Source organism: Arthrobacter sp. Rue61a (assembly GCF_000294695.2).
GTDB classification, from domain to species: Bacteria; Actinomycetota; Actinomycetes; order Actinomycetales; family Micrococcaceae; genus Arthrobacter; species Arthrobacter aurescens_A.
In genome coordinates, this window is record NC_018531.1 from 384,150 (window position 1) to 406,193 (window position 22,044).

A 22,044-nucleotide genomic window follows, 5' to 3' on the forward strand; every position below is an offset into this window, starting at 1 on the left:
CAAGCGGGTCCGGTATCCGAGACAGGAACAGTGGTTTCGCATTGTCGGATGCCCTGTCAAGGGTGCACGCTTGAGTACGGGATACCGGACAGCTATGCCCGGTATCCCGTCAGCAGCCCAAGCAGCGAGGAACCATGACAACGACGCCCACCGCACCAGGCAAAGCCACGTCCAAAGTCCCGGCCGCCGAAAATACGCTGCGCATCTTGAAACTGTTGGCTTCGCGCCGCGGTCCCATGGCGGCGTCGAACATTGCAACGGCGCTCGGCCTGCCGCGATCCAGCGTGTACCACTTGCTCGGCGTGATGGAGGCGAATGGCTTCGTCCTGCACCTGCACGAGGAGCAGCGCTACGGACTGGGCATCAGCGCGTTCGAGCTCAGCTCGGCCTACTCGCGGCAGGAACCCTTGTCCCGGCTGGGGCGTCCCATGCTCGCTTCCCTGGTGGACGTGATTGGTGAGAGCGCGCACTTGGCGGTGCTTCACGGCCGTGACGTGCTCTACATTGTGGAGGAACGAGCAAAGAACCGCCCGAGTCTGGTGACCGACGTCGGGGTCCGCCTTCCCAGCCACCTCACGGCGTCGGGCCGCGCGATCCTGGCTGCCCTGCCCAAGTCGCAGGTTCGCGCGTTGTATCCAAACGCCGCCGCCTTCACGTCCCGGCACGAGGTGGAGTTCCCCATCATGAAGTACTCCGCGTTATCGTCCCATCTGGACCAGGTGCGGCAACGTGGCTACGCCACCGAGAACGGCGAAATCACGCCGGGATTCGGATCCATCGCCGCCGCTGTGACAGACCACGTGGGATGGCCGACGGCGGCAGTCGCCGTCACGTTCTTGGAGGACAAAGTGCCGGCTGAGCAATGGCCGGTGCTGGCAGCCCGCATCCGGAAAGCCGCTGACGAATTATCGGTGCGAATCCACGGGCGGCCCGGGCAGTAGCGCGCAAACTTCTGTCAGCCCCGTCTCGGCGCGTCGCGCTCGACGAGTTTACGGAAGGTTTCCAGCTCACCTCGGAAGCTGCCCCGGTAGGATCCCAGGGCGAAAAGCCTGCCAAAAATCCCGGCGATGAATCCCCGGGTGACGAACTCCTGGTGGATGCGCGTGCCCTCGCCCTCGGCAGTAAACCTCACGTCGGACTCGCCCTTCAGAATCGCATTGCCGAACCGTGTGCGGATGTGCCGGGGTCTCTCAACTTCAAGGATCTCGGTGGGGCTTGCCATGCGTCCAAACCACAGGGTGTAGCGGCTGCCGGGAACATCGATCGAACCAACGAGGTCGCTCACGCGGGTGACTCCGCCGATCCACTCGGGGTACCGGTCAAGATCCGTCCAGGTCGCGAAAACGTGCTCGGGTGATGCTGCGACAAGCGTCGAAATGCGGAACGTTGCCATGGGTCCAGCATGCGCTCATTGTCGCGTAAATGCGAGGGGTTGAGCATGTCTGTAATCCCGGACAGCACCACTCCAAAAGCCGTTCCTGCCGCTCGCTAAAGGGGCTTTAGTAGAAGCAGAAGATCTTTCCACCACACAGTTCCCACAGACGAAGGAGTCACCATGGCACCCGCCGATTTCACTTCTGGTGCCCGTCCGGTTAAGGCCGCGCGGGGCACTGAGCTTACTGCCAAGTCGTGGCAGACCGAGGCGCCGTTGCGCATGTTGATGAATAACTTGGATCCGGAGGTTGCTGAGCGTCCGGATGATCTGGTGGTTTACGGCGGTACGGGCCGCGCAGCGCGTTCCTGGGCTGCGTTTGATGCGATTACCCGGACGTTGGAGACCATGGAGAAGGACGAAACCCTCCTGGTGCAGTCGGGTAAGCCGGTGGGTGTGTTCCGCACGAATGAGTGGGCTCCGCGGGTGTTGCTGGCGAACTCGAACCTGGTGGGGGATTGGGCGACGTGGCCTGAGTTCCGCCGGCTCGAGGCCGAGGGTTTGATGATGTACGGGCAGATGACGGCCGGGTCCTGGATCTATATCGGTACCCAGGGCATTCTGCAGGGCACCTATGAGACCTTTGCTGCGGTGGGGAACAAGCTGGCCGCGGAGGGACGCCACCCGGCACCGGCGCCGGCTGGTTCCACGGAGGGGCCTTTGGCCGGGACCTTGACGTTGACCGGTGGTTGTGGTGGCATGGGCGGCGCGCAGCCGTTGGCCGTGACGTTGAACGACGGTGCGTGCTTGATTGTTGATGTTGATGAGTCCCGTTTGCGTCGGCGTGTGGGGAAGCGGTACTTGGACGAGGTCGAAACCGATCTGGATGCCGCGATCGCGAAGGTTCAGGCCGCGAAGGATGAGCGTCGTGGCTGGTCTGTCGGGTACGTGGGTAACGCCGCTGAGGTGTTCCCGGAGTTGCTGGCCCGGCACCAGGCCGGGGAGGTTACGTTTGATGTGGTCACGGACCAGACCTCCGCGCACGATCCGGTGTCGTATTTGCCGGAGGGCATCACGGTGGCCGAGTGGCACACCGAGGCCGAAGCTGATCCGGAAGGGTTCACGAAGAAGGCCCAGGCGTCCATGGCCCGGCAGGTCCAGGCGATGGTGGAGTTCCAGGACGCCGGGGCCGAGGTCTTTGATTACGGTAACTCGATCCGGGATGAGGCCCGCAAGGGCGGGTATGACCGGGCGTTTGAGTTCCCCGGTTTCGTGCCGGCCTATATCCGTCCGTTGTTCTGCGAGGGTCTGGGTCCGTTCCGTTGGGTCGCGCTTTCCGGGGACCCGGAAGACATTGCTGTGACGGACAAGGCAATCAAGGAGTTGTTCCCGGAGAACACGCACCTGCACAAGTGGTTGGATGCTGCGGCCGAACGGGTGGAGTTCGAAGGCCTGCCGGCACGGATTTGCTGGCTCGGGTACGGCGAACGCCATAAGGCCGGGCTGCTGTTCAACCAGCTCGTCGCCGAGGGCAAGGTCAAGGCTCCGATCGTGATCGGCCGTGACCACCTGGATTCGGGTTCGGTGGCGTCCCCGTACCGGGAGACCGAGTCGATGAAGGACGGCTCGGACGCGGTTGCTGACTGGCCGCTGCTGAACGCGCTGACCGCTGCATCTTCGGGTGCTACCTGGGTGTCCATCCACCACGGTGGTGGTGTTGGTATTGGCCGGTCCATCCACACTGGCCAGGTTTCCGTCGCTGACGGCACGGACCTCGCCGCGGAAAAGCTCGAACGGCTGTTGACCAATGACCCCGGCATGGGCGTCATCCGCCACGCCGACGCCGGCTACGACCGCGCCCTCGAAGTCGCCAACGAACGAGGCGTCCGCATCCCCATGAACGAGAAGTAAGAACATGACCATCACATCGAACGAACAGCTCACCGTGACCCTCGGCTCCAGCGGCGTTACCCCGGAGGACGTCGTCGCCGTCGCCCGCCACGACGCCAGGGTGACCATTTCCCAGGAAGCCCTGGACAACGTCGCCAAGGTCCGCGCCCACATTGACGATCTCGCCACCAGCGATGTCCCTGCGTACGGGATTTCCACGGGCTTCGGCGCGCTGGCCAACCGCCACATCCCCAACGATCTCCGCACCCAGTTGCAGAAGTCCCTGATCCGTAGCCATGCCGCCGGCATGGGCCCGGCTGTTGAACGCGAAGTGGTTCGCGGCATCATGTTCCTCCGCGCCAAGACCTTGGCGTCCGGCCGCACGGGCGTCCGCCCCGTGGTCCTGCAGACCATGGTGGATGTCCTCAACGCCGGCATCACCCCGCTGGTCCGCGAGTTCGGTTCGCTGGGCTGCTCCGGCGACCTCGCGCCGCTGTCCCACTGCGCCTTGGTCCTCATGGGCGAAGGCGAAGCAACCGGCCCCGACGGCGAACTGTACGGAACCGCTGGAAAGCCGGCAGTTGCTGAGCTGCTCGCCCAGCACGGCATCGAGCCTGTCACGCTGGCGGAGAAGGAGGGCCTGGCCCTCGTCAACGGCACCGAGGGCATGCTCGGCATGCTGCTGATGGCCATCGCGGACATCCGCTTGTTGCTTGCGACGGCGGACGTCACCGCCGCGCTCAGCGTCGAGGCGCTGCTCGGCACCGACCAGGTGTTCCTGCCGGAGCTCCACGCAGCATTGCGTCCGCACCCGGGTCAGGCCGCCAGCGCTGACAACATGCTCCGCGTTCTGTCCAACTCGCCGATCGTTGCGTCCCACCGGATCAACGACACCAAGGTTCAGGACGCCTACTCGCTGCGTTGCGCCCCGCAGGTCGCCGGCGCCGTCCGCGACACCGTGGACCACGCCGCGCTGGTTGCATCCCGTGAACTCGCCGCAGCGATCGACAACCCGGTGGTCCTCCCGGACGGCCGCGTCACGTCCAACGGCAACTTCCATGGCGCTCCCGTAGCCTATGTGCTGGACTTCCTGGCCATCGCCGTCGCGGACCTCAGCTCCATTGCCGAGCGCCGCACGGACCGCATGCTGGATCCCGCCCGTTCGCACGGACTCCCGGCCTTCCTCGCTGGAGACCCGGGTGTGGACTCAGGCCTGATGATCGCCCAGTACACGCAGGCCGGCCTGGTTTCGGACAACAAGCGCCTCGCCGTTCCGGCGTCTGTGGACTCCATCCCGAGCTCCGCGATGCAGGAAGATCACGTGTCCATGGGCTGGCACGCTGCCCGGAAGCTGCGCAAGGCCGTGGAGAACCTTCGCCGGGTGCTCGCCGTCGAGCTTGTCACCAGTGCCCGCGCCATTGACATGCGTACGCAGATGTCCGACGGCGAACTCACCCCGGGTCCTGCCGGTACGGCAGTTCTTGAGGTGCTTCGCGAAGTTGTTCAGGGCCCGGGCGCGGACAGGTTCCTGTCGCCGGAACTGGAAGCGGCTGACCGTCTGGTCGGCTCCGGTGCGGTCCGCGCGGCAGCCGAATCCGCCGTCGGGATTTTGGCCTGACGTCGAATAAAACGCTCATTTGATGGGCAAATTTGTCACGCCCCGGTCTTTGTTCGCAACGCAAGCACCGGGGCGTGGCAAATGTAGTAGAACTTATGGTGTACGTCACGTCCACGCCAACGATGTCGTGGGCTTGACGGTCAACCGTTCAAATAACTCAATACACAACAGAGAACATCCACAAAGGGGTAGAAGTTCAATGAAGGCACGCGGAGCAGTCCTGTCCAGGCGAAGCGCTCACACGGCTACGGTTACCGACTGGAAGACGCTGAAAGTTGGCGAGCGGGTGGAAGTGGTCAAGTACGCCCACGTGATTGCCGCCGGTCGGATCGAGGAGATTTCCAGCAGCGGAAATGTGGTGTGGCTTGAGCATGCAGGCCCCGGGGTTACCGAAGAGGGCAAAGAATTGTTCATGAAGTCCGACGGCGTCACTCTCCGCCGGGCCTAGCTTAAACAGAAACCGGGGCTCGGTCCCTTCCGCGGGTAGTAGATGCGGAAAGGAACGGGCCCCGGTTTTTTGTTCGCTGCCGAAAGTGCCGTCAGGGGTGGCAGTTAGGCAGCGAGGACTTCGTGGGTCTGACCGAAGGGAACGGATTCGTCCAGCGCCACGGTGTAGGTGCCGGGCTCGTGCCGGGTCACCAGTATGCCGCAGTTAGCGTCTGCTGCTGCGTTTGCAATCAGGGCATCCACGGCGCGGTCGAGTCCGTCGTGGATCTCGTCTGCCTTGGAAAAGGACAGGCGAATCTCGCGTTCTGCAATCATTGCAGGGGTCATTGGGGGCCTCCTATTACGTGCCGCATGCGAGGGCGACCCATCAATCATAGTCGGTGGGAGCTTAGTATTTGTAAGATGACTGGTAGGTAAGTGACCTGGGTCTCATCGGCGGACCATGGCGCGGAGCAGTTTGACGGCAACTGAAAGGGCCGCGATATCCACCGGACCAGGCTTAATGGCCTCCTGAATGGTCTCCTGAATCCGTGCCAGCTGCTCGATGTTGCCCCGTTCCCAGTCCGTGATTCGTTCCACTGGATCAGTCGCGGCAGAGGACCGTGAAGTGTGCTTGACCACGGCCTTGGTCATGTCCGCGAGGACCAGATACATGTCATCCCTCAGAGCGGCCCTCGCCAAGGACTCCCAGTGAGTGTCCCGGGGGAGCATGGTGATGTGTTCCAACAGAGGTATGGCGGAGATACGCTCAAAAACGGCGAAATAGACCTCCGCCACGGCCTCTGCCGGTTCCTGCAATTCCTCGGCAATGGCCGAGATATCCAGGAGTCCGTAACTCACCAGAAGTTCTGACGCGCGAATCCCAAGATGATGGGGGAGTCCCACAGCGTCGGTGTGTGCCAGCCGTTTCTGCGAGTGTGCCAGATTGATGCCGTGCAGGAAACGCGTGAAGTTGGCCCGCATCAAGGACATGGGGTTTTCCAGCCGCGTCAGCGCGTCGGAGACGGGCTTGTCCCGGAAATCGTGGGTGACATACCAGCGGACGGAGCGGTCGAGCAGGCGTCGCATGTCCAAGGCAACAGCGGCTCCATGCTCGCTGGGGGTGCTGGCAGGAAGTTCGGCGATTGCCTCGGCCACTGAGTCGAAGCCCCAGATCTGCCGCATCACCACGAATCCGCGGGCAACCGCTGCCGCCGAGACCGTGGTCTCTTCCATGGCCCTGAAAGCGAAGGCGATGCCACCCATATTGATCATGTCGTTAGCCACCACGGTTGCCACGATTTCCCTGCGCAGCGGATGGGTGGAGAGAAGTTCGCCGAAACGTTCGGATACCTGCCGCGGAAAGTACTCGTGGAGCGTCGTGGAGAACCAGGGATCGTCGGAGAGTCCTCCATCGGTCAACTCACGGGCCAGCTCAATCTTCGCGTAGGCGGCCAAGACGGCGAGCTCCGGTGTGGTGAGTCCCTTTCCGGTGAGGACGCGAGCCCTCAGCTCCTTGTTGCTGGGAAGGAATTCGAGACCCCGGTCCAGATCAGTGACGGATTCCAGCCAGTCCATGGTCCGCTCGAAGCTGGGGCTCCACTCCAGCGCCAATTGCTTGTCGTTGAGCAGCAGGACATTTTGTTGGTGGTTGGTCTGCAGCACAAGCCGCGCCACCTCACCTTGCAGTGAGTGCAGGAAGGGGGCGCGTTCCTTCACGGAAATCCTGCCGGCGGCGATCATCCGGTCGAGGAAGATCTTGATGTTCACTTCATGGTCGGAACAATCCACTCCCGCCGAATTGTCGATCGCGTCAGTGTTCACCAGGATGCCCGCCAGTGCAGCCTCGATCCTGCCGCGCTGTGTGACGCCTAGGTTGCCGCCCTCAGCCACGATGTGGGTGCGGAGCTGGTTGGCGTCCACCCGGATGGCGTCATTGGACTTATCCCCGACGTCGGCATGGGACTCTGTTGATGCCTTGATGTAAGTGCCGATTCCGCCGTTATAGAGGAGATCGACCGGGGCCATGAGGATCGCCCGGAGAAGCTCGGGCGGGCTCATCACCAACTGGCCACCGGGATCGGCGCCTTCTTCCATGCCCAAGGCGAGCCGGACCTCTTCCGTGATCAGGATGGATTTATCCGTGCGCGCGAACACGCCGCCGCCGGGGCTTAGCTTGGTGCGATCGTAGTCAGCCCAGCTGGAGCGGGGGAGTTTGAAGAGGCGTTCCCGCTCGGCGAAAGACTCTCCCGGGTCCGGGGTCGGGTCCAGGAAGATGTGGCGGTGATCGAAGGCGGCCACCAGCTTGATGTGCTGGGACAGGAGCATGCCGTTCCCGAATACGTCGCCGCTCATATCGCCGATCCCCACCACCGTGAAGTCCTCGGCACGGGAGTCGATCATGAGTTCGCTGAAGTGATGCCTTACGGATTCCCACGCGCCGCGGGCCGTGATGCCCATCTGCTTGTGGTCGTAGCCCACCGAGCCGCCGGAGGCGAAGGCATCACCCAGCCAGAAGCCGTATTCCGCCGATAACGCATTGGCTATGTCCGAGAATGCTGCAGTTCCCTTATCCGCCGCGACCACCAGATAGTAATCGTCCCTGTCGTGCCGCACCACGCGAGGGGGCGCGACCACATGACCGTTGGTGCCGCCGTCGGAATCCGGTACCAGGTTGTCCGTGACATCCAGCAGGCCCCGGATGAATGTCCTGTAGCTTTCTTGTCCCTCCGCCAACCACGCCGCACGATCCTCTGCCGGGTCCGGAAGCCGCTTCGGGAAGAAACCGCCCTTGGCTCCCGTAGGCACAATCACCGCATTCTTGACAGTCTGGGCCTTCACGAGCCCCAGGATCTCCGTGCGGAAGTCCTCCCGCCGATCGGACCAGCGCAGCCCGCCGCGGGCAATTGGCCCAAAACGGAGGTGAACGCCCTCAACCCTGGGCGAGTAAACCCAGATCTCGAACTTGGGCCGGGGGAGCGGGGCGGCCGGGATGAGGGATGGATTGAGTTTGAAGCTGAGGTACGGCTTGTCCACGTAGAAATTGCTGCGCAACGTAGCTTCCACAAGGCTCGCGAGGGAGCGCAGCAGGCGGTCGGCATCGAGGACGGGGACGGCGTCGATCGCTTCGGCCAGCCTTTCCCGCGCCGCATGGATCGCCTGTGTTCGGTGGCTCAGCGCGCTGCTGTCCGCCTCGAAGACGTCCCCTTCTGCTGTGCCCGGGGTGGAGAGTTCGGGGTCAAAGAGGTCTGGAGTGAAGTTGTCTGGATCGAACTTCGCCTCGAACAGCTCCAAAAGCGCATGTGTCGCAGTGGGGTTACCGCCCAACGTGTCCGCGATGAATCCGTACGAGTTGGTGCTTCCAAGTTGACGCAGATACTTGGCGTACGCCCGCAGGATGGCCACCCGACGCCAGTCGATGCGCTCCCTGATGACCAAGGCATCGAAGGCGTCCGACTCCGCATCACCGCGCATCGCCGCGCAAAACGAACCCGCCAACAGCTCACCGGTGGCAAGGGGGTCCACACCGCGCGGGTACTTGAGTCCGAGGTCGTAGAGGAAGAACTGCCTGCCATCCGCGCGCTGCACGTCGAACGGACGCTGGTCCAGGACCTTCAAGCCGAGATTATGGAAGAACGGGAGGATCTGGGTGAGGCTCTGGGGCCGGGTCAGGTAGACCCGGATACGGGCATCCTCGGTGAGGACGGCCGTGCCAGGCCGGGTGTAGACGCTCAATAGCGGGTCGGTCTCCACGCTGTGGGTCGGTGGGAAGCTCTCGAACTTCGAGATGTCCTCAACAGCGTCCTCAACTTCGTAATCCGCCTTGTAGCTGGCCGGGAATGCGGCGGCCCATTGATGTGACAGCCTGGCCGCTTCCTCCGAGGGATACCGCGCCTGCAGCGCCTCGGCCAGCCCTTGCGCCCAGGACCTCGTGGCAGCGATGATCCGCGGCTCCAGGACTGAGGCATCCACGACGCCGGGAATCCCGTCACGTAGCGACGTCGCGTTGGGCAGCAGCACACGGAAAAACACGCGAGCCATGGCCGATTCGCCCAAGCGAAGTTCGAACTCGATGGAATCCGAACCAAAGGCTTCCCGGAGTTCCCGCTCGATATTGAGCCTGACGGCCGTGCTGTAGCGGCGCCTGGGCAGGAACACGAGCGCGGTCATGAACCGGCCGTACGAGTCCGGGCGGAGGAACAATCGTGTGCTGTGGCGGTCCTGGAGGCGCAAGATCTCACGGGCATGGGTGACAAGCTGTTCGGCGTCGATGTGGAACAGTTCGTCGCGGGGATAGGCCTCGATGACAGCCAGCAGTTCCTTGCCATGATGGGAACTTGCGGGGTAGCCGAATGCCCTCAACACTTCCTTCACGGTGTCGCGGATGACCGGGATCTGCTGCGCGGAGCGGGTTGTGGAGCTGGGGGAGAAGAGCCCTACGAAGGTGTGCGCGATGGCGCCTGTGTCGCCTTCGGTCACCAGGGTGATTTCGTCGAGGTAGGCCCGGCGAAGGACGGTGGAACGCTGGGTGGACTTGGTCAGCGTGAGAGTGGGAGTGGGAGTGGCTGTTGCTGCTGCGCTTGCGTGAGGACGTGGCGTTGGCTCGGTGTCCCGGAGAAGCCCCAACCCGGAGGTCCCCCGACACCCCAGGAACACAAAGTTCCCATCCTCCAGCCAACGGAGTAGTTCCTGGGCTTCGCGGGCCGTCCGATCTGTCTTTGCCGCCTCATCCAGTGCCCGGATATCCCGGGCCAGCTCTTCGCGGATGGCTGCCTCATCCTCCGCCGCGGCACGGACATCGTCCAGGACCTTCTGCAGCCGGCCCACCAGCATCTCCGCGCTCGCCTCATCCGGCAGCCGGGGGATTTCGATGGCCGTCCACGCTTCGGTGAGGAGTCCGCCGTCGTGGTTCTGTTGGGTGGCCCGCGAGCCGGGGGAGCCGGCAGCGGAAGGTTCGACGCCGGCGGGGAGCCCCGTGCGCTGCGGTCCCCTGTGGATTCCGGTCAGGCGGTGGGTGGCTGGATCGCGCGTGACGCTGAAGGTGGGGTGGACCAGGAGCCGGAGGGCGGCGGTGTCACGGGCGATCTCGGCAGTCACGGAGGGAAGCAGGTAGGGCATGTCGTCCGAAACGATGGCCAGCAGGCTGGCATCCGGTTCGTGCAGGACCCCGATGACGGCTTGCCCGGGCTCGCGGCGCACGGCCAGGGACCGGTGGTATCGGGCGCGTTCCAGCAGCGTTTCAGGCGTGTAGTTTCGGACGTCGTCCTCAGCCACATGCTCGTAGTAGTCGGTCAGGAATCCGTCCGTCGGTCCCATACTGGGTGACATGTCGCTGCGCCTCCGCTGCGCAAAGGAGCGGACGTGCGTTGCGGCCCGGCGAAGTCCCTGCGCCTCATTTCATGATCGCTGGGGACGGGCCGGGGGTAAACCCCTAAAGCGGGGAGCCGGCCCCAAGACGTGGTGGCGGGATTCGAACCCGCGTGCGCTGCTTTGCAGGCAGCTCCCTGGCCTCTCGGGTACACCACGTGCAAACGACACTAGGTGCCGGACCGCGGCCGGATCAAAGTTCATTTCCCCGGCTTTCGCAGGGCTACGCTCGGTGTCCCAGGGCTACGGGTTGGCGTCGCCGCGCTAAGGGAAAGTTGCCCTGCGTTGCCTCCCGTGACGGCGCTCCGTGAGCATGCGGATCCTTGGCTTGCTCGTTGATCGCAAGGTTCAAGGGCGGGAGTCTCGGACAAGCGCGGGATCCGTGCCTGCCCGCCGCCGCGAACGTAGCCCGGCCACTTTGAAAACCCCGGACGCCACCAAGAGTGTCAATATGGCCGCCGCCATGTGCGTGTAGAGCATGAGGTGGACCGAGCCGCCACTTGGGGCCGCACCGTTAGCCGGCGCACCGTTAGCCGGCGCACCCGCGGCAGGAGACGTAGCCTGACCGCCGTGCAAGTGATCCAGGATTCCGATGCCGGGGAAGTATCCGCCAAAGGCGTCAAAGCCCAGATGCAGCAACTGCTGGGCCACGCCGGACAGGAGCAGCAGTAACAACGGCCCATGCACCCAGCGGGCAAGCAGTTGGGCGGCCAGGCAGCCGAGCGCGGCGAGGCCCAGGAGCACGGGTATGGCTGGTGCGCTGCCTCCGGCGACCATATGCGCGGCCAAGCCCAGGGCCACAGCTGCCAGCCCTGCAACCCAAGCCAACTTCTCCTGCACAAGTGGTGTGCGCATCGCAGTCCCTTCCTCCACACAGGCTATGTGGAGGAAGCCGGGCGGAAAAGGGGCCCGGGAGCTAAGCGAGGAGCGTGTTCACCAACCGTGCCGCAACCTTCGCGGTCCGGGAGTCGATGTCGAACTCCGGATTCAGCTCGGCCACGTCCAGGTGCAGCAACTTTCCGCTGGCAGCCACTTGCCGGCAGATCGCGCTGATCACCGGCAACGGCACACCGTAAGCGGCCGGCGCGCTCACCCCGGGGGCCACCGACGCCGGCATCACATCCAGGTCGATGGTCAGGTACAGCACGTCCACTCCCGCCAGGAAGTCAGCGACGAAGACCTCCGCTGCTTCCGGCGTGCACAGCTCATCAAGCAGGTACTTCACGCCCAGGTCCCGGGCGGTGTTGAAGAGCGTCCGCGTGTTGTTGGGCTCCGAAATTCCGACGACGGCGTACTGCAGTTCGCGTCCCGCGGCAGCTTCCGCGTGGGCCATCTGCAGGAACGGCGTGCCCGAGCTCGGCGTCGGCTCGTCCCGCAAGTCAAAGTGCGCGTCCAGGTTCAGCACACCCAAACGCTTGCCCCGGACCGCTTCGGAACCGGCCACGCCCAGATAGCTGGCGAACGCGGTCTCGTGGCCGCCGCCAAGCACAACGGTGAGGTTGCCGGCGTCGAGCAGTCCCGAAATGGCGAGCCCGGCGCGCTCTTGGCCCGCCTCCAGTGAGTCGTCCTCCACAACCACATCGCCGGCGTCGAACACGTCACGGTCAAGGTGGAAAAGCCAGCGGACCCAGCGCCGAACGGATCGCGGCCGGAGCCGCGGCGGCACCCACGCGTCCTTTGTTGCGGAGGACGCCGGCGTCGCTGCAGAAACCCAGCACGACGGCGGGACGCGAGGCTGCTGCGGCGGCGCACACGGTGTGGGGTGCTACGGCTTGCCACCATCTCCGGTGCTCGTTGCCCTCGCCGTCAAAACGACCCGTCCACGGAGTGGGGGAGACATCTACGGTGAGGGGCATGGTTTCCATGGTTCAAGCACACCGGACCCGGGCCCCGAAAACCAGCCGTTCCGCCGCGGGAGTGTCTGAAACCCCGGACTCACCCGAGCCCGGAAGCCCGGCGAGGGCTTACTTGACCCCGAGCAACTCTTCCACGGTTCCAATGCCGAAGAACAGCAGGAACGCCGCAGCCACAGCCCACATCAGCGGGTGAACTTCACGGGCACGGCCCTGGAACGTGCGGATCAGGACGTATGAGATAAAGCCTGCGCCGAGGCCGTTCGCGATGGAGTACGTGAACGGCATGAGGGCGATGGTCAGGAACGCGGGAATTCCGACGCCCCAGTCCTGCCAGTCGATCTTGCCCACCTGGGAGACCATCATGAAGCCCACAACTACCAGTGCGGGAGCCACGGCCTCGAACGGGACCAGGTTGATGAGCGGCGTGAAGAACATGGCCACAAGGAAGAGGGCGCCGGTGACGATCGAGGCGAGTCCGGTCCGTGCGCCTTCGCCGATGCCTGCGCCTGACTCGACGAAGATCTGGTTGGAGGAAACCGAGGCTCCGCCGCCCACGATGGCCCCGAGGGCGTCTACCTGCAGGACTCGGTCCACGTTGGGAATGTTGCCGTCTTCGTCCACGGTTCCGGCCTCGTTGGCCAGGCCCACCATGGTGCCCATGGCGTCGAAGAAGATGCTCAGGAGGATCACGAACGCCAGCAATGCTGCAGCGATGAAACCGAGGTGTTCAAACGCGCCCAACGGGTTGGCCTTGCCGATCAGGGATAGATCCGGGGCACCCCATTCGGTGAGCGTGGGAGCAACCAGGGACCAGCCGCGGGGGTTGACGTTGGTGCCGTCAAAGCTCGGGCCGATGTGGAGGGTGAATTCGAGGATGGCGGCCAGCGCAGTGGAGACGACGATGCCGATCAGGATAGCGCCGCGGACCTTGCGGACCACCAGCGCGATGGTCAGGATCAGGCCAACTGCGAACACGAGCGTCGGCCAGCCCATGAGCTTGCCGTCCACGCCCAGGCCCAGCGGGACGGTGGTTCCTGCGGCATCGGGGATGCGGCGGACAAAGCCTGCGTTGACCAGGCCGATGAGTGCAATGAAGAGGCCAATGCCCACAACAATTGCCGTCTTCAGGGCTTCCGGCACGGCCTTGAACACGGCAGTCCGGAAGCCGGTGAGCACCAGGATGAGCATGGTGATGCCGGACAGCACCACGAGCCCCATCATGTCCGGCCAGGTCAGTCCGGGGTGGGACGCCACCGTGACCGCGACGAAGGCATTGACGCCCAAGCCTGTGGCCACGGCAAACGGGTGCTTGGCCCACGCGCCCATGAGGATGGTCAGGATGCCCGCCACGAAAGCAGTGGTGGCTGCCACGGCTGTGAAGCCCAGGGACGCGCCGCTGGAGTCAGGTCCGGAGAGGATCAGTGGATTCAGCACCACGATGTAGCTCATGGCGAAGAAGGTCGCGAACCCGCCCCGAATTTCCCGAGAATACGTGGATCCGCGTTCGGAGATCTTGAAGTAGCGGTCTACTGCAGAACCTTGTTTCAGCATGAAGGTCTCCGGGGATCGAGGGGAGTTTGCTCTCAAATCCTATGTTGTCCGGTGCGGGCCCTCCGAACGATTCGCCTAGTCTGTAAGGAAGCCAACACTAGGAGAAACCGCCCCATGCGTACCATCCGCCCGCTTCTGGCCGCCGTCGTCGCTGCTCTTGCTTTTGCGTCCGCCTTGCTGTTTTCCGCGGCTCCGGCGTCCGCGCACGACGTCGCCGAATCAACCGCGCCAGCCAACGGTGCCAGCGTGGCGGAAGTCCCGGCGTCGGTCTCCATCACGTTCAACAACCGCCCTCTCGCGATTGGTTCCGGAGTCACTGTGACGGCCGGCGGCGAGAACTGGGCGGACGGCCCGGTGGAAATCATTGACAACCAGGCCGTTCAGAAGCTCCGCGAAGGCGCCCCCGCAGGGGAGTACACGGTGGTTTGGCGTGTGGTCAGCTCCGATTCGCACCCCATCGAGGGCACCTTTACGTTCACGGCCGCCGCAGGAAGCACGACGACGGCGAGCGGCCCGGCTGGGGCCTCACCGTCGGTCTCGGCTCCCTCAGCCGCAGTACCCACGGCGGGCACCGCAGCACCGGGGACGGGCGCCAGCGAGCCGGCCGCTGATGCCTCCCAGCCCTTCCCGTGGAGCATCGTCGGGTTGGCTGTTGTTGCTGTTGGTCTCGTTATTTATGTTGCTGTTACCGCACGGAAGAAGCTGGCAGCTTCAAACGACCCCGAGGGCGATACTCCCGCGGAATAGCGCGGTTTTCTACGTAGCTGCGAATATCTCGAAACGATTACCGCGACACGCCAGAGACCCATTTCCCGTTACTTAAATGTGACTTCGACGGAATCATCGCGTACGGTAGTACCTGTGCCTGTTCCACGTAGCGGGCACTTCCGGCCTGATTGCCTAGCTCTGCCGCAGTCCGGAATCCGTTCGCAGACAAACCTACGGCAGAGACGGGGAACCCAATTTAGGCCGCTTTCGAGCGTGCCTTGGGGTGAAGTCACGAAGCTTCCGCTGAACAGCGGGGGATAGTGGCCGGGTGACTCCCATCCGAATCCGACAGCTAACCTCGCAGGCATCGGGAGAGGCTCTTTCATGTCTTCACGCATTCTTCGCGGCCGTCGTAAGGCGGACAGCGTACGTCCTAATCCGTTCATCTCCATCTCGAAGGCAGTGGCCAGCAACGCTTCCGGCGCTGGCCGTCAGGCAGCTGTTATCGCAGCAGCCTCGGGCCTCGTTTTGACCGGTTCCATTGCTGCTCACGCAGCTGAGGCCCCGGTTCAGCGCGACTCCAGCCCCGCAACGGTCGCTGAGACCGTTTCCGAGGCACCCACCAAGGTTGTTACCGCTCTGGCAACGGCTACCGTCAACTTCGAGCGTCCCGCTGTTGCTTCCGTAGCAGCTCCGGTCATCGAAAAGCCGGCTCCCGTTGTTGAGGCTCCCGTAGTCCAGAAGGCAGCTGTCACCACCGCTGCTGCAACGGCTCCCGTCGCCGCCCAGGCTGCGGTTGCTGCTCCCGTGGCTGCCGCACCGGTTGCCGCTGCTCCCGTAGCTGCTGCCCCCGCCGTTGGCGGCGTCAATGCAGCCATGGTTGCCTCGGCTTACGCACAGATCGGCATCTTCCAGGACTGCACCGCCATGGTCGAGAAGGCCCTTGGTTCCGCAGGCATCCCGGTAGGCGACCTCGGTCCCATGCAGTTCATGAACTACGGCAAGGTCGTCAGCGATCCTCAGCCCGGTGACATGATCGTCCAGTCCGGCCACGTTGCCATCTACATCGGCAACGGCCAGGCAATCAGCGGTGGCATCAACGGCAACCAGACGGGCATCCACCCGATCAGCTGGTTGACCGCAACGGGTCCCCTGACCTACGTACGCGCTGGCGCATAAAGCCTCACGCTTCAGTTCAAAAACCGGCGCCTCCCAAGATTAACGTCTTGGGAGGCGCCGGTTTTTGGCGTTAAGTTCTGTTCATAAAAGTCCAGCGCGGGAAGTACGACGGCGGTTCTGCTGGCCTGCGTTGGTGAGGTGGCTTGTGTTGGTGAGGTGGCCTGTGTTTGCCGGACATGACCAGCCAGGCGATGGCGGTGCCGGGGGCTAGGCGACGGCGATGACGCTAGGCGATGGCGATGCCGGGACCTGCCGGCAGGGCTACCTTGGTGGAGATTGCCTGGCCCACTGCTTTGGCTTGCCGCAGCACTTCCTTGGGAGACGGGGTGATCAGGTCCCCAACGCCCACCAAGTGCATCCCCACCGCCCGCATGGCGGCCGCGAAGTTCTGGCCAACGGCTATTCCAAGTTCGGCGAGCATGCGGCGTAACTGGCTTTGGGCGCAACGCGTCACTACTACGTGGTCCGCCAGGAGGACGCCGTTGGCTGTGTGGACTGCCCACTGGCGTGGAGTGGATTCGAGGGGGCCGGATGCGTGGAGGCCTGTTCTCAGTCCGGCCGTGGTCATGCTGGCCGCCAGTCCGTACCCGATCTGGCGGGAGGGGTCCGCCCCCAGGAAATCGAGGCGTACGGCGCGGGTGGTGTTGCGAACGTCTAGTTGATGGTTGGCGGCGTAGTTCCGCAGGTGACGGAGGATCTCGTTGCGTTCCTGCATGGCGGTAGGATCGGCCACCTCGGTGCGTTGAAGCATGCCGGTGTGAACAGAAGGACCTGTGGTGGACAGTGCACCGAACCCGTCTACGACGATGGAGCCCACGCCGAAGCGGCTGAGCTCGCTGGCAACTGCCAAACCGGACAGGCCGGCTCCGATGACCACGGTGGTGGTGCGTTCCGTGGCGGAATCAGGCGTGAGTGACACTGCTTGGTTCCTCCTTGACGTGTGTGCCTTACGGCATCGCGTGGGATCGCGTCCGAGTTCCCCAAGCGGCCGCAAATAAATGGCCGGAGTGTGTGGTGTGAAACATGTTCGCCGGCCATTCGGTGACTCGAACACTACCGAACTTTTTCGGCCATGGATAGCCTCCGCGACTCCGCGTTTTGTGTGTTCGTCCGGAGCGCAATGTGGAAGGCCGGGAACCGAGCCCGGACCGTTATGCACATAGCCCGATGTCGCCTTGATTCGCCACTGCCGACCGAGAATAGTTGGGATTGGGAGGAGAAATTTCCGGGTTTCTCCTGCCCCGGCCATTGACAATGAAACAGTGAGGCAATCCGACGAGGAGAACCTCTGGCAGAATAGCCGGAACATCAAGCAGTAGGTGGAGAGGCAGGCCCCCATGGACCAGCACGGCAGACACAGTGAAGAGCCACAGGACGGCCAGGATCAGGCTGTGGAACCAGGTGGCATCGTGGTCGGAGTGGACGGTTCAGAGCACGGGCAATGTGCTTTGGTTTGGGCCGCGCGGGAGGCTGAACGTCGGCGCCTTCCTTTACATATCGTCACGGCATATTCCGTGCCCATCTTTGCCGCATCCGGGCTGGATGGCGGCTACGCAACAGTTGACGATTCCGTGATTCGCGAGGGCGCGGATGCGATCGTTCGGCAGGCCCTGGATAAGGTCTCCGGATATGCCATCGACGTCGATGCTTCTGTCGAGAACGGCGACGCCGCTGGTGTCCTGTTGGATCTTTCCAGCGAGGCCGCACTCCTTGTCTTCGGGAGCAGGGGTCGCGGCGGATTTGTTGGGCGTTTGCTTGGCTCGGTCAGCAGCGCTTTGCCCGCCCACGCCAAATGCCCCACGGTGACAGTCCCGCTCTACTGTGCCGATCGCCTTGGTGAAAGCACTGAGGACAAACACATCAAGGCTGAACATGCCAAGGCTGGCCCACGTACTGTGGAAAATGTGGTTGCCGTAGGCGTGGACGGTTCCGAGCAGGCCCGCGTGGCCGTGCTCGAAGCTGCCGAGCAAGCACAGCGCATGGGCGCGAAACTCCGGGTGATTTGTGCCGTACCTCAGTACAGCGGTTCCCTGGCATGGGTTCCGGCACCCTTGGACCGGGATGCCTTGTTTGCGGATATCAAAGTCCAGCTGGACGCCGGGGCTGATTGGCTCAGAAGCCATTTCCCTTCATTGCCCATGGAAACGGAACTCAGGGATGGTTCCCCCGTTGATGTTCTGGTGGAAACCAGCCGCAGCGTCGAGCTGGTGGTTCTGGGTACACGGGGCCGTGGCGGCTTCGCGGGGATGCTGTTGGGTTCAACATCGGACGGAGTCCTGCATCACTCCAAGGGGCCGGTAATGGTTGTTCCGGACCGTGACGATCCCAGACTCGCTGACCGCCACAAGTTTGGGCCTATGCTCGGCGCTGCTTAAGCCGGATCCTGTTACGTCCATGGACAAGAAACAGCCCGGGGAACCGTCACAGGATCACGAAGCCAGCCTTGGCGGGCCCGGTCCAGTGTTCGTTCTGGACATCGCCGCAATCCGTGGACCCATGCTGCCGGAGGTTGGCGGCAAGGCAGCCAATCTAGGCGAGTTGGCCAGCGTCGGCCTGCCGGTTCCGCGCGGATTCTGCCTGACAACTGCTGCCTACCGGCAGGCTCTCTCGGGTGTGGGCTTGGAGCCTGTCTTTGCGGCTTTGTCGGAAGCTGATGCGGCCGGCATGGACCAGCTCAATGAGCTTGCCGCCCGCGCCCGGTCTTTGGTGATCGAGGCCGGGGTGCCGGCCGAAATCGCCGAAGCGGTGCGGTCTGCATACCAAAATTTGGGCGCCAACGTACCCGTCGCCGTGAGGTCCTCGGCCACCGCAGAGGACTTGCCGTTCGCAAGTTTCGCCGGACAACAGGACACCTTCCTGAACGTTGTGGGCGTGGATGCAGTCTTGGATGCCGTGAGCCGCTGCTGGGCGTCGCTCTGGACAGACCGCGCCGTGGCCTACCGGACCACTAACGTGATCGACCACGCAACTGTGGCCTTGGCTGTAGTTGTGCAGGAAATGGTGAATTCCGCTACCGCTGGCGTCATGTTCACCGCCAACCCGGTGACGGGGAATCGCTATGAAACGGTCATTGATGCCAGCCCTGGCTTGGGGGAGGCGGTGGTGTCCGGGGCTGTGAATCCAGACCATTACGTTGTGGACGCCCGGCGCGGTGCCGTCCTGACAAAGGTCTTGGGGGACAGGCAAGTGGAGATCCGCGCCACGCCGGGCGGCGGCACGGAGCGGGTTGAACGGCCCTTGCCTGCTGATTCAGCCGTGGAGCCCTGTCTCAGTGGTCGTCAGATCCTCGCGCTTGCCAAGCTGGGCCTTGAGGTACAAGAGCATTACCGTGCTCCGCAAGACACCGAGTGGGCCATCGACGACGACGGAAAGCTCTGGCTCACCCAGGCCAGACCCATCACCACGCTGTACCCGCAAACCTCACGCACGCCCCCGGCTCCCGGCGAGCACGCGTTCCTGAACTTCAGCCTCGCTCAGGGCCTCACCAGGCCTCTGACGCCCATGGGGTTGGCCGGAATCCGGCTGATTGCCTCAAGCGTCGCCAAGACGGCGGCTTTCGACGTTCCCGATCCCCGGTCAGGGCCGCCTGCCTACTACGAAGCCGGACAACGAATCTTCTTCGACTTCAGCGCCGTGCTGCGAAGCCGGGTAGGCCGGACAATCGTGCCACGGGTTTTTGACGTCATGGAAGCCCGCTCCGCAGCCATTATGCGTGGGCTCTTCGCCGACCCGCGCTTCGCGGTGACCATCAAGACACCCGTGAAACTGATCCGCCATATCGCCCCGGTGGCGGCTAAGCATCGTGTCCCGGAGTCATTGTTCCGCGGTCTGTTCCGTCCAAGTACAGCAATGCGGCGTGTGGAGCGGCTCAGTACGGAGTTACGCAGCACCTTCTCCGTCCCCAGTGAAGCCACACCCCACCAGCGGCTCGGCCACGTCCAGAGAATCTTGGGAGAGGAAGTGTTCGCCACGGTTCCGCAGGTGTTGCCACTTCCTGCTCTCGGCTTCGCGATGCTGGCGCTGGTGAGGCGGATTCTTGGTGACCAAGCGCCCTACAGCGAGCTGCAAACAGTAATCCGGGGCCTACCTAACAACGTCACCACGGAGATGGACCTGGCTTTGTGGCAAGTCGCCTCTGAGATTCGTGAGGATCCGGCCGCCGTTGCTTCCATGGTTGCCCGAACACCGGCAGAGCTGGCGGAACAGCATCGGGCAGCCAAGCTCCCGGCAGCTGCACAGGCCGGTCTTGAGAGGTTCCTGCGGAAATACGGACACAGGGCGGTTGCAGAGATCGACCTTGGCATGCCCCGCTGGTCCGATGACCCTACGCACATCCTCGGTGTCATAGCCAACTATTTGAGGCTCTCCGACGGCGCCGAAGCGCCCGACCAACAATTCACGCAAGCAGCCCTCGACGCCGATGAACAGGTAGCGCGTTTCGTGGCCCGCGCCAGGGCGAAGAGTCCGTTGCACGCGGTAATCGTGAGACTTGCTTTGGACCGAACACGGCACTTCGCCGGGTTGCGGGAGTTGCCCAAGTACAACCTGGTTCTGGGGCTGTCAGCTGCGAGGAAGCAGTTGCTCCTGATCGGGGATGAGCTTGTGGCAGCACAGCGGATCGAACGTCCCGAGGACATCTTCTTCCTGGACCTGGACGACGTCGAGATCGCCTTGGCCGGAGACGACGTCCACGAGGTGGTTGCTGAACGACGTGCGGCTTATCTCCAGGAACTCCGCCGCAAGCACATCCCGAGAGTGCTGTTGTCTGATGGTACGGAACCCGAAGCTACGGCCAGCGGGAGCGGCGGCAAGCAGCGCCCCGGCACTTTGTCCGGCAGTCCGGCGTCGGCAGGTCTGGTGTCTGCTCCCGCGCGCGTCATCATGGATCCGGTTGGCGCCCACCTGGAACCGGGAGAAATCCTGGTGGCACCGTCAACGGACCCTGGGTGGACGCCACTGTTCCTCACCGCGGGAGGGTTGGTCATGGAGATGGGAGGAGCCAACTCGCATGGGGCTGTGGTGGCCCGTGAGTACGGCATCCCTGCAGTGGTGGGTGTCCCCGACGCGACATCGCGCATCAGAACAGGCCAGCGCATCACCGTTGACGGCGCTGCCGGGACCGTCAGCATCGAAAACTCCGGGTAGTGAAACAGTGTCAGGCGTGCTGGTGTGATTCGTGCTCGGAGTGGCTCACCGGTTCCAGTTGGAAAGTGCAGTGCTCGGTGTCGAAGTGCCGGCCAAGGCAGGAGCCCAGCTGGTCCAGGATGTTGTCCGCCCCGCTGGCGCTGAGGACCGCATCCTCCACCACCACATGGGCTGAGAACACGGGAACGCCGGATGTAATGGTCCAAATGTGGATGTCATGGGCATCAACCACACCGTCCACGGCAACGATGTGCTCCCGGATCATGTTCACATCAACGCCCTTGGGTGTGGCTTCCAAAAGCACATCCACAACATCACGCAGCAAATGCCAGGCCCTCGGAATGATCATGAGGGCGATCAGCACGGACGCGAGTGGGTCGGCGGCGCTGAATCCCGTGGTCATGATCACGACGGCCGCCACAATGACGGCAATGGAGCCAAGAAGGTCACCGAGAACTTCAAGGTAGGCACCGCGGACGTTGAGGCTTTCCTTCTGCGCTCCTTGGAGGATCAGCAAGGAAACGAGGTTGGCCACAGCACCCAAAATGGCGGCCCACAACATGACATCCGTCTGGATTTCGGTTGGCTCGCCAAAACGGCGAATGGCTTCGATCATGATCACCACGGCGATGACGATCAGGATCAGTGCGTTGGCCAAGGCAGCCAGAACCTCGGCCCTTTGATAGCCGTAGGTTCGCTGGTCGCTCGCCGGTCGGGTGGCAATCCACGCCGCCATCAGGGCAATGAACACGCCCGCCGCGTCAGATAGCATGTGTCCGGCATCGGCCAAAAGGGCCAAAGATCCGGACACGACGGCGCCAATCACCTGGATGCCCACCACCCCTAAGGTGATGGCCAAGACGGCGATTAGCCGCTTCCGGTGCTTGCCGGTTGCTGTGACTCCGTGGGAGTGGTTGTGATCATGCCCCATG

The 22,044-nt window shown here is 63.5% G+C and carries 15 protein-coding genes, 1 tRNA gene, 1 pseudogene and 1 riboswitch; of the genes and pseudogenes, 8 read left to right on the plus strand and 9 right to left on the minus strand.

Annotation, left to right across the window (positions count from 1 at the left end):
• Positions 1 to 134: 134 nt before the first annotated feature.
• The gene (locus ARUE_RS01865) at positions 135 to 941 is read left to right on the plus strand and encodes an IclR family transcriptional regulator (RefSeq protein WP_011773157.1); all 807 of its coding nucleotides are present in this window, start codon (positions 135 to 137) and stop codon (positions 939 to 941) included.
• Between the two features lie 14 nt (positions 942 to 955).
• Here the strand turns inward: ARUE_RS01865 and ARUE_RS01870 are convergent, their stop codons facing one another.
• The gene (locus ARUE_RS01870) at positions 956 to 1,393 is read right to left on the minus strand and encodes an SRPBCC family protein (RefSeq protein WP_011773158.1); all 438 of its coding nucleotides are present in this window, start codon (positions 1,391 to 1,393) and stop codon (positions 956 to 958) included.
• Between the two features lie 162 nt (positions 1,394 to 1,555).
• Between ARUE_RS01870 and hutU the strand changes: the two genes are divergently transcribed.
• The 3 genes from hutU to ARUE_RS01885 all read left to right on the plus strand — a co-directional run bounded on the left by hutU (position 1,556) and on the right by ARUE_RS01885 (position 5,328).
• Entirely contained in the window at positions 1,556 to 3,283 is a 1,728-nt protein-coding gene (gene hutU / locus ARUE_RS01875; RefSeq protein ID WP_014920527.1) for a urocanate hydratase, read from the plus strand.
• A gap of 4 nt (positions 3,284 to 3,287) precedes the next feature.
• The gene (gene hutH / locus ARUE_RS01880) at positions 3,288 to 4,880 is read left to right on the plus strand and encodes a histidine ammonia-lyase (RefSeq protein ID WP_011773160.1); all 1,593 of its coding nucleotides are present in this window, start codon (positions 3,288 to 3,290) and stop codon (positions 4,878 to 4,880) included.
• A 199-nt stretch (positions 4,881 to 5,079) separates the two neighbouring features.
• Complete coding sequence (locus ARUE_RS01885) at positions 5,080 to 5,328, plus strand: hypothetical protein (RefSeq protein WP_043469675.1); 249 nt, start codon at positions 5,080 to 5,082, stop codon at positions 5,326 to 5,328.
• Positions 5,329 to 5,432: 104 nt separating this feature from the next.
• Here the strand turns inward: ARUE_RS01885 and ARUE_RS01890 are convergent, their stop codons facing one another.
• From ARUE_RS01890 to ARUE_RS01915, 6 genes and pseudogenes are all read right to left on the minus strand, one after another.
• Complete coding sequence (locus ARUE_RS01890) at positions 5,433 to 5,654, minus strand: hypothetical protein (RefSeq protein WP_043469678.1); 222 nt, start codon at positions 5,652 to 5,654, stop codon at positions 5,433 to 5,435.
• Between the two features lie 102 nt (positions 5,655 to 5,756).
• Positions 5,757 to 10,622 carry an NAD-glutamate dehydrogenase gene (locus tag ARUE_RS01895; protein WP_014920530.1) on the minus strand — a complete coding sequence of 1,622 codons (4,866 nt, stop codon included), beginning with the start codon at positions 10,620 to 10,622 and terminating at the stop codon, positions 5,757 to 5,759.
• Between the two features lie 139 nt (positions 10,623 to 10,761).
• Positions 10,762 to 10,832 (minus strand) — tRNA-Cys (locus ARUE_RS01900).
• A gap of 189 nt (positions 10,833 to 11,021) precedes the next feature.
• Positions 11,022 to 11,528, minus strand: coding sequence for a hypothetical protein (locus tag ARUE_RS01905; RefSeq protein ID WP_014920531.1), 507 nt, complete (start codon positions 11,526 to 11,528; stop codon positions 11,022 to 11,024).
• 61 nt (positions 11,529 to 11,589) lie between these two features.
• A pseudogene (gene hutG, locus ARUE_RS01910) lies at positions 11,590 to 12,538 on the minus strand (formimidoylglutamase).
• A 99-nt stretch (positions 12,539 to 12,637) separates the two neighbouring features.
• Positions 12,638 to 14,080 (minus strand): NCS2 family permease, encoded by a 1,443-nt coding sequence (locus ARUE_RS01915; RefSeq protein WP_011773165.1) that lies wholly within the window; start codon positions 14,078 to 14,080, stop codon positions 12,638 to 12,640.
• Positions 14,081 to 14,194: 114 nt separating this feature from the next.
• Between ARUE_RS01915 and ARUE_RS01920 the strand changes: the two genes are divergently transcribed.
• Together ARUE_RS01920 and ARUE_RS01925 are read left to right on the plus strand one after the other, a co-directional pair.
• Positions 14,195 to 14,827 (plus strand): copper resistance CopC family protein, encoded by a 633-nt coding sequence (locus tag ARUE_RS01920; protein WP_014920532.1) that lies wholly within the window; start codon positions 14,195 to 14,197, stop codon positions 14,825 to 14,827.
• Positions 14,828 to 15,001: 174 nt separating this feature from the next.
• Positions 15,002 to 15,169: riboswitch (cyclic di-AMP (ydaO/yuaA leader) on the plus strand.
• A gap of 3 nt (positions 15,170 to 15,172) precedes the next feature.
• Positions 15,173 to 15,967 carry an NlpC/P60 family protein gene (locus tag ARUE_RS01925; protein WP_011773167.1) on the plus strand — a complete coding sequence of 265 codons (795 nt, stop codon included), beginning with the start codon at positions 15,173 to 15,175 and terminating at the stop codon, positions 15,965 to 15,967.
• Positions 15,968 to 16,193: 226 nt separating this feature from the next.
• On the opposite strand, the gene ARUE_RS01930 is transcribed toward ARUE_RS01925, so the two are convergent.
• Positions 16,194 to 16,886: an NAD(P)/FAD-dependent oxidoreductase gene (locus ARUE_RS01930; RefSeq protein ID WP_043469684.1), complete on the minus strand. Its 693-nt coding sequence runs from the start codon at positions 16,884 to 16,886 to the stop codon at positions 16,194 to 16,196.
• A gap of 418 nt (positions 16,887 to 17,304) precedes the next feature.
• On the opposite strand from ARUE_RS01930, the gene ARUE_RS01935 reads away from it, so the two are divergent.
• Both ARUE_RS01935 and ARUE_RS01940 read left to right on the plus strand, forming a co-directional pair.
• On the plus strand, positions 17,305 to 18,342 hold the full coding sequence (locus ARUE_RS01935; RefSeq protein WP_014920534.1) for a universal stress protein: 1,038 nt from the start codon (positions 17,305 to 17,307) through the stop codon (positions 18,340 to 18,342).
• A gap of 19 nt (positions 18,343 to 18,361) precedes the next feature.
• Positions 18,362 to 21,112, plus strand: coding sequence for a PEP/pyruvate-binding domain-containing protein (locus tag ARUE_RS01940; RefSeq protein WP_014920535.1), 2,751 nt, complete (start codon positions 18,362 to 18,364; stop codon positions 21,110 to 21,112).
• A gap of 10 nt (positions 21,113 to 21,122) precedes the next feature.
• Here ARUE_RS01940 and ARUE_RS01945 read toward each other — a convergent pair whose 3' ends face one another.
• The gene (locus ARUE_RS01945; protein ID WP_011773171.1) at positions 21,123 to 22,043 is read right to left on the minus strand and encodes a cation diffusion facilitator family transporter; all 921 of its coding nucleotides are present in this window, start codon (positions 22,041 to 22,043) and stop codon (positions 21,123 to 21,125) included.
• Between the last annotated feature and the right edge of the window lies 1 nt (position 22,044).

What these genes read in the sequence shown, in the direction of transcription:
- ARUE_RS01935 (WP_014920534.1), top strand. Translation starts at nt 17,305, where the DNA reads ATGGACCAGCACGGCAGACACAGTGAAGAGCCACAGGACGGCCAGGAT.
- hutH (WP_011773160.1), top strand. Translation starts at nt 3,288, where the DNA reads ATGACCATCACATCGAACGAACAGCTCACCGTGACCCTCGGCTCCAGC.
- ARUE_RS01895 (WP_014920530.1), bottom strand. Translation starts at nt 10,622, where the DNA reads ATGGGACCGACGGACGGATTCCTGACCGACTACTACGAGCATGTGGCT.
- ARUE_RS01925 (WP_011773167.1), top strand. Translation starts at nt 15,173, where the DNA reads ATGTCTTCACGCATTCTTCGCGGCCGTCGTAAGGCGGACAGCGTACGT.
- ARUE_RS01920 (WP_014920532.1), top strand. Translation starts at nt 14,195, where the DNA reads ATGCGTACCATCCGCCCGCTTCTGGCCGCCGTCGTCGCTGCTCTTGCT.
- ARUE_RS01940 (WP_014920535.1), top strand. Translation starts at nt 18,362, where the DNA reads ATGGACAAGAAACAGCCCGGGGAACCGTCACAGGATCACGAAGCCAGC.
- ARUE_RS01870 (WP_011773158.1), bottom strand. Translation starts at nt 1,393, where the DNA reads ATGGCAACGTTCCGCATTTCGACGCTTGTCGCAGCATCACCCGAGCAC.
- hutU (WP_014920527.1), top strand. Translation starts at nt 1,556, where the DNA reads ATGGCACCCGCCGATTTCACTTCTGGTGCCCGTCCGGTTAAGGCCGCG.
- ARUE_RS01945 (WP_011773171.1), bottom strand. Translation starts at nt 22,043, where the DNA reads ATGGGGCATGATCACAACCACTCCCACGGAGTCACAGCAACCGGCAAG.
- ARUE_RS01865 (WP_011773157.1), top strand. Translation starts at nt 135, where the DNA reads ATGACAACGACGCCCACCGCACCAGGCAAAGCCACGTCCAAAGTCCCG.
- ARUE_RS01885 (WP_043469675.1), top strand. Translation starts at nt 5,080, where the DNA reads ATGAAGGCACGCGGAGCAGTCCTGTCCAGGCGAAGCGCTCACACGGCT.
- ARUE_RS01890 (WP_043469678.1), bottom strand. Translation starts at nt 5,654, where the DNA reads ATGACCCCTGCAATGATTGCAGAACGCGAGATTCGCCTGTCCTTTTCC.
- ARUE_RS01905 (WP_014920531.1), bottom strand. Translation starts at nt 11,528, where the DNA reads ATGCGCACACCACTTGTGCAGGAGAAGTTGGCTTGGGTTGCAGGGCTG.
- ARUE_RS01915 (WP_011773165.1), bottom strand. Translation starts at nt 14,080, where the DNA reads ATGCTGAAACAAGGTTCTGCAGTAGACCGCTACTTCAAGATCTCCGAA.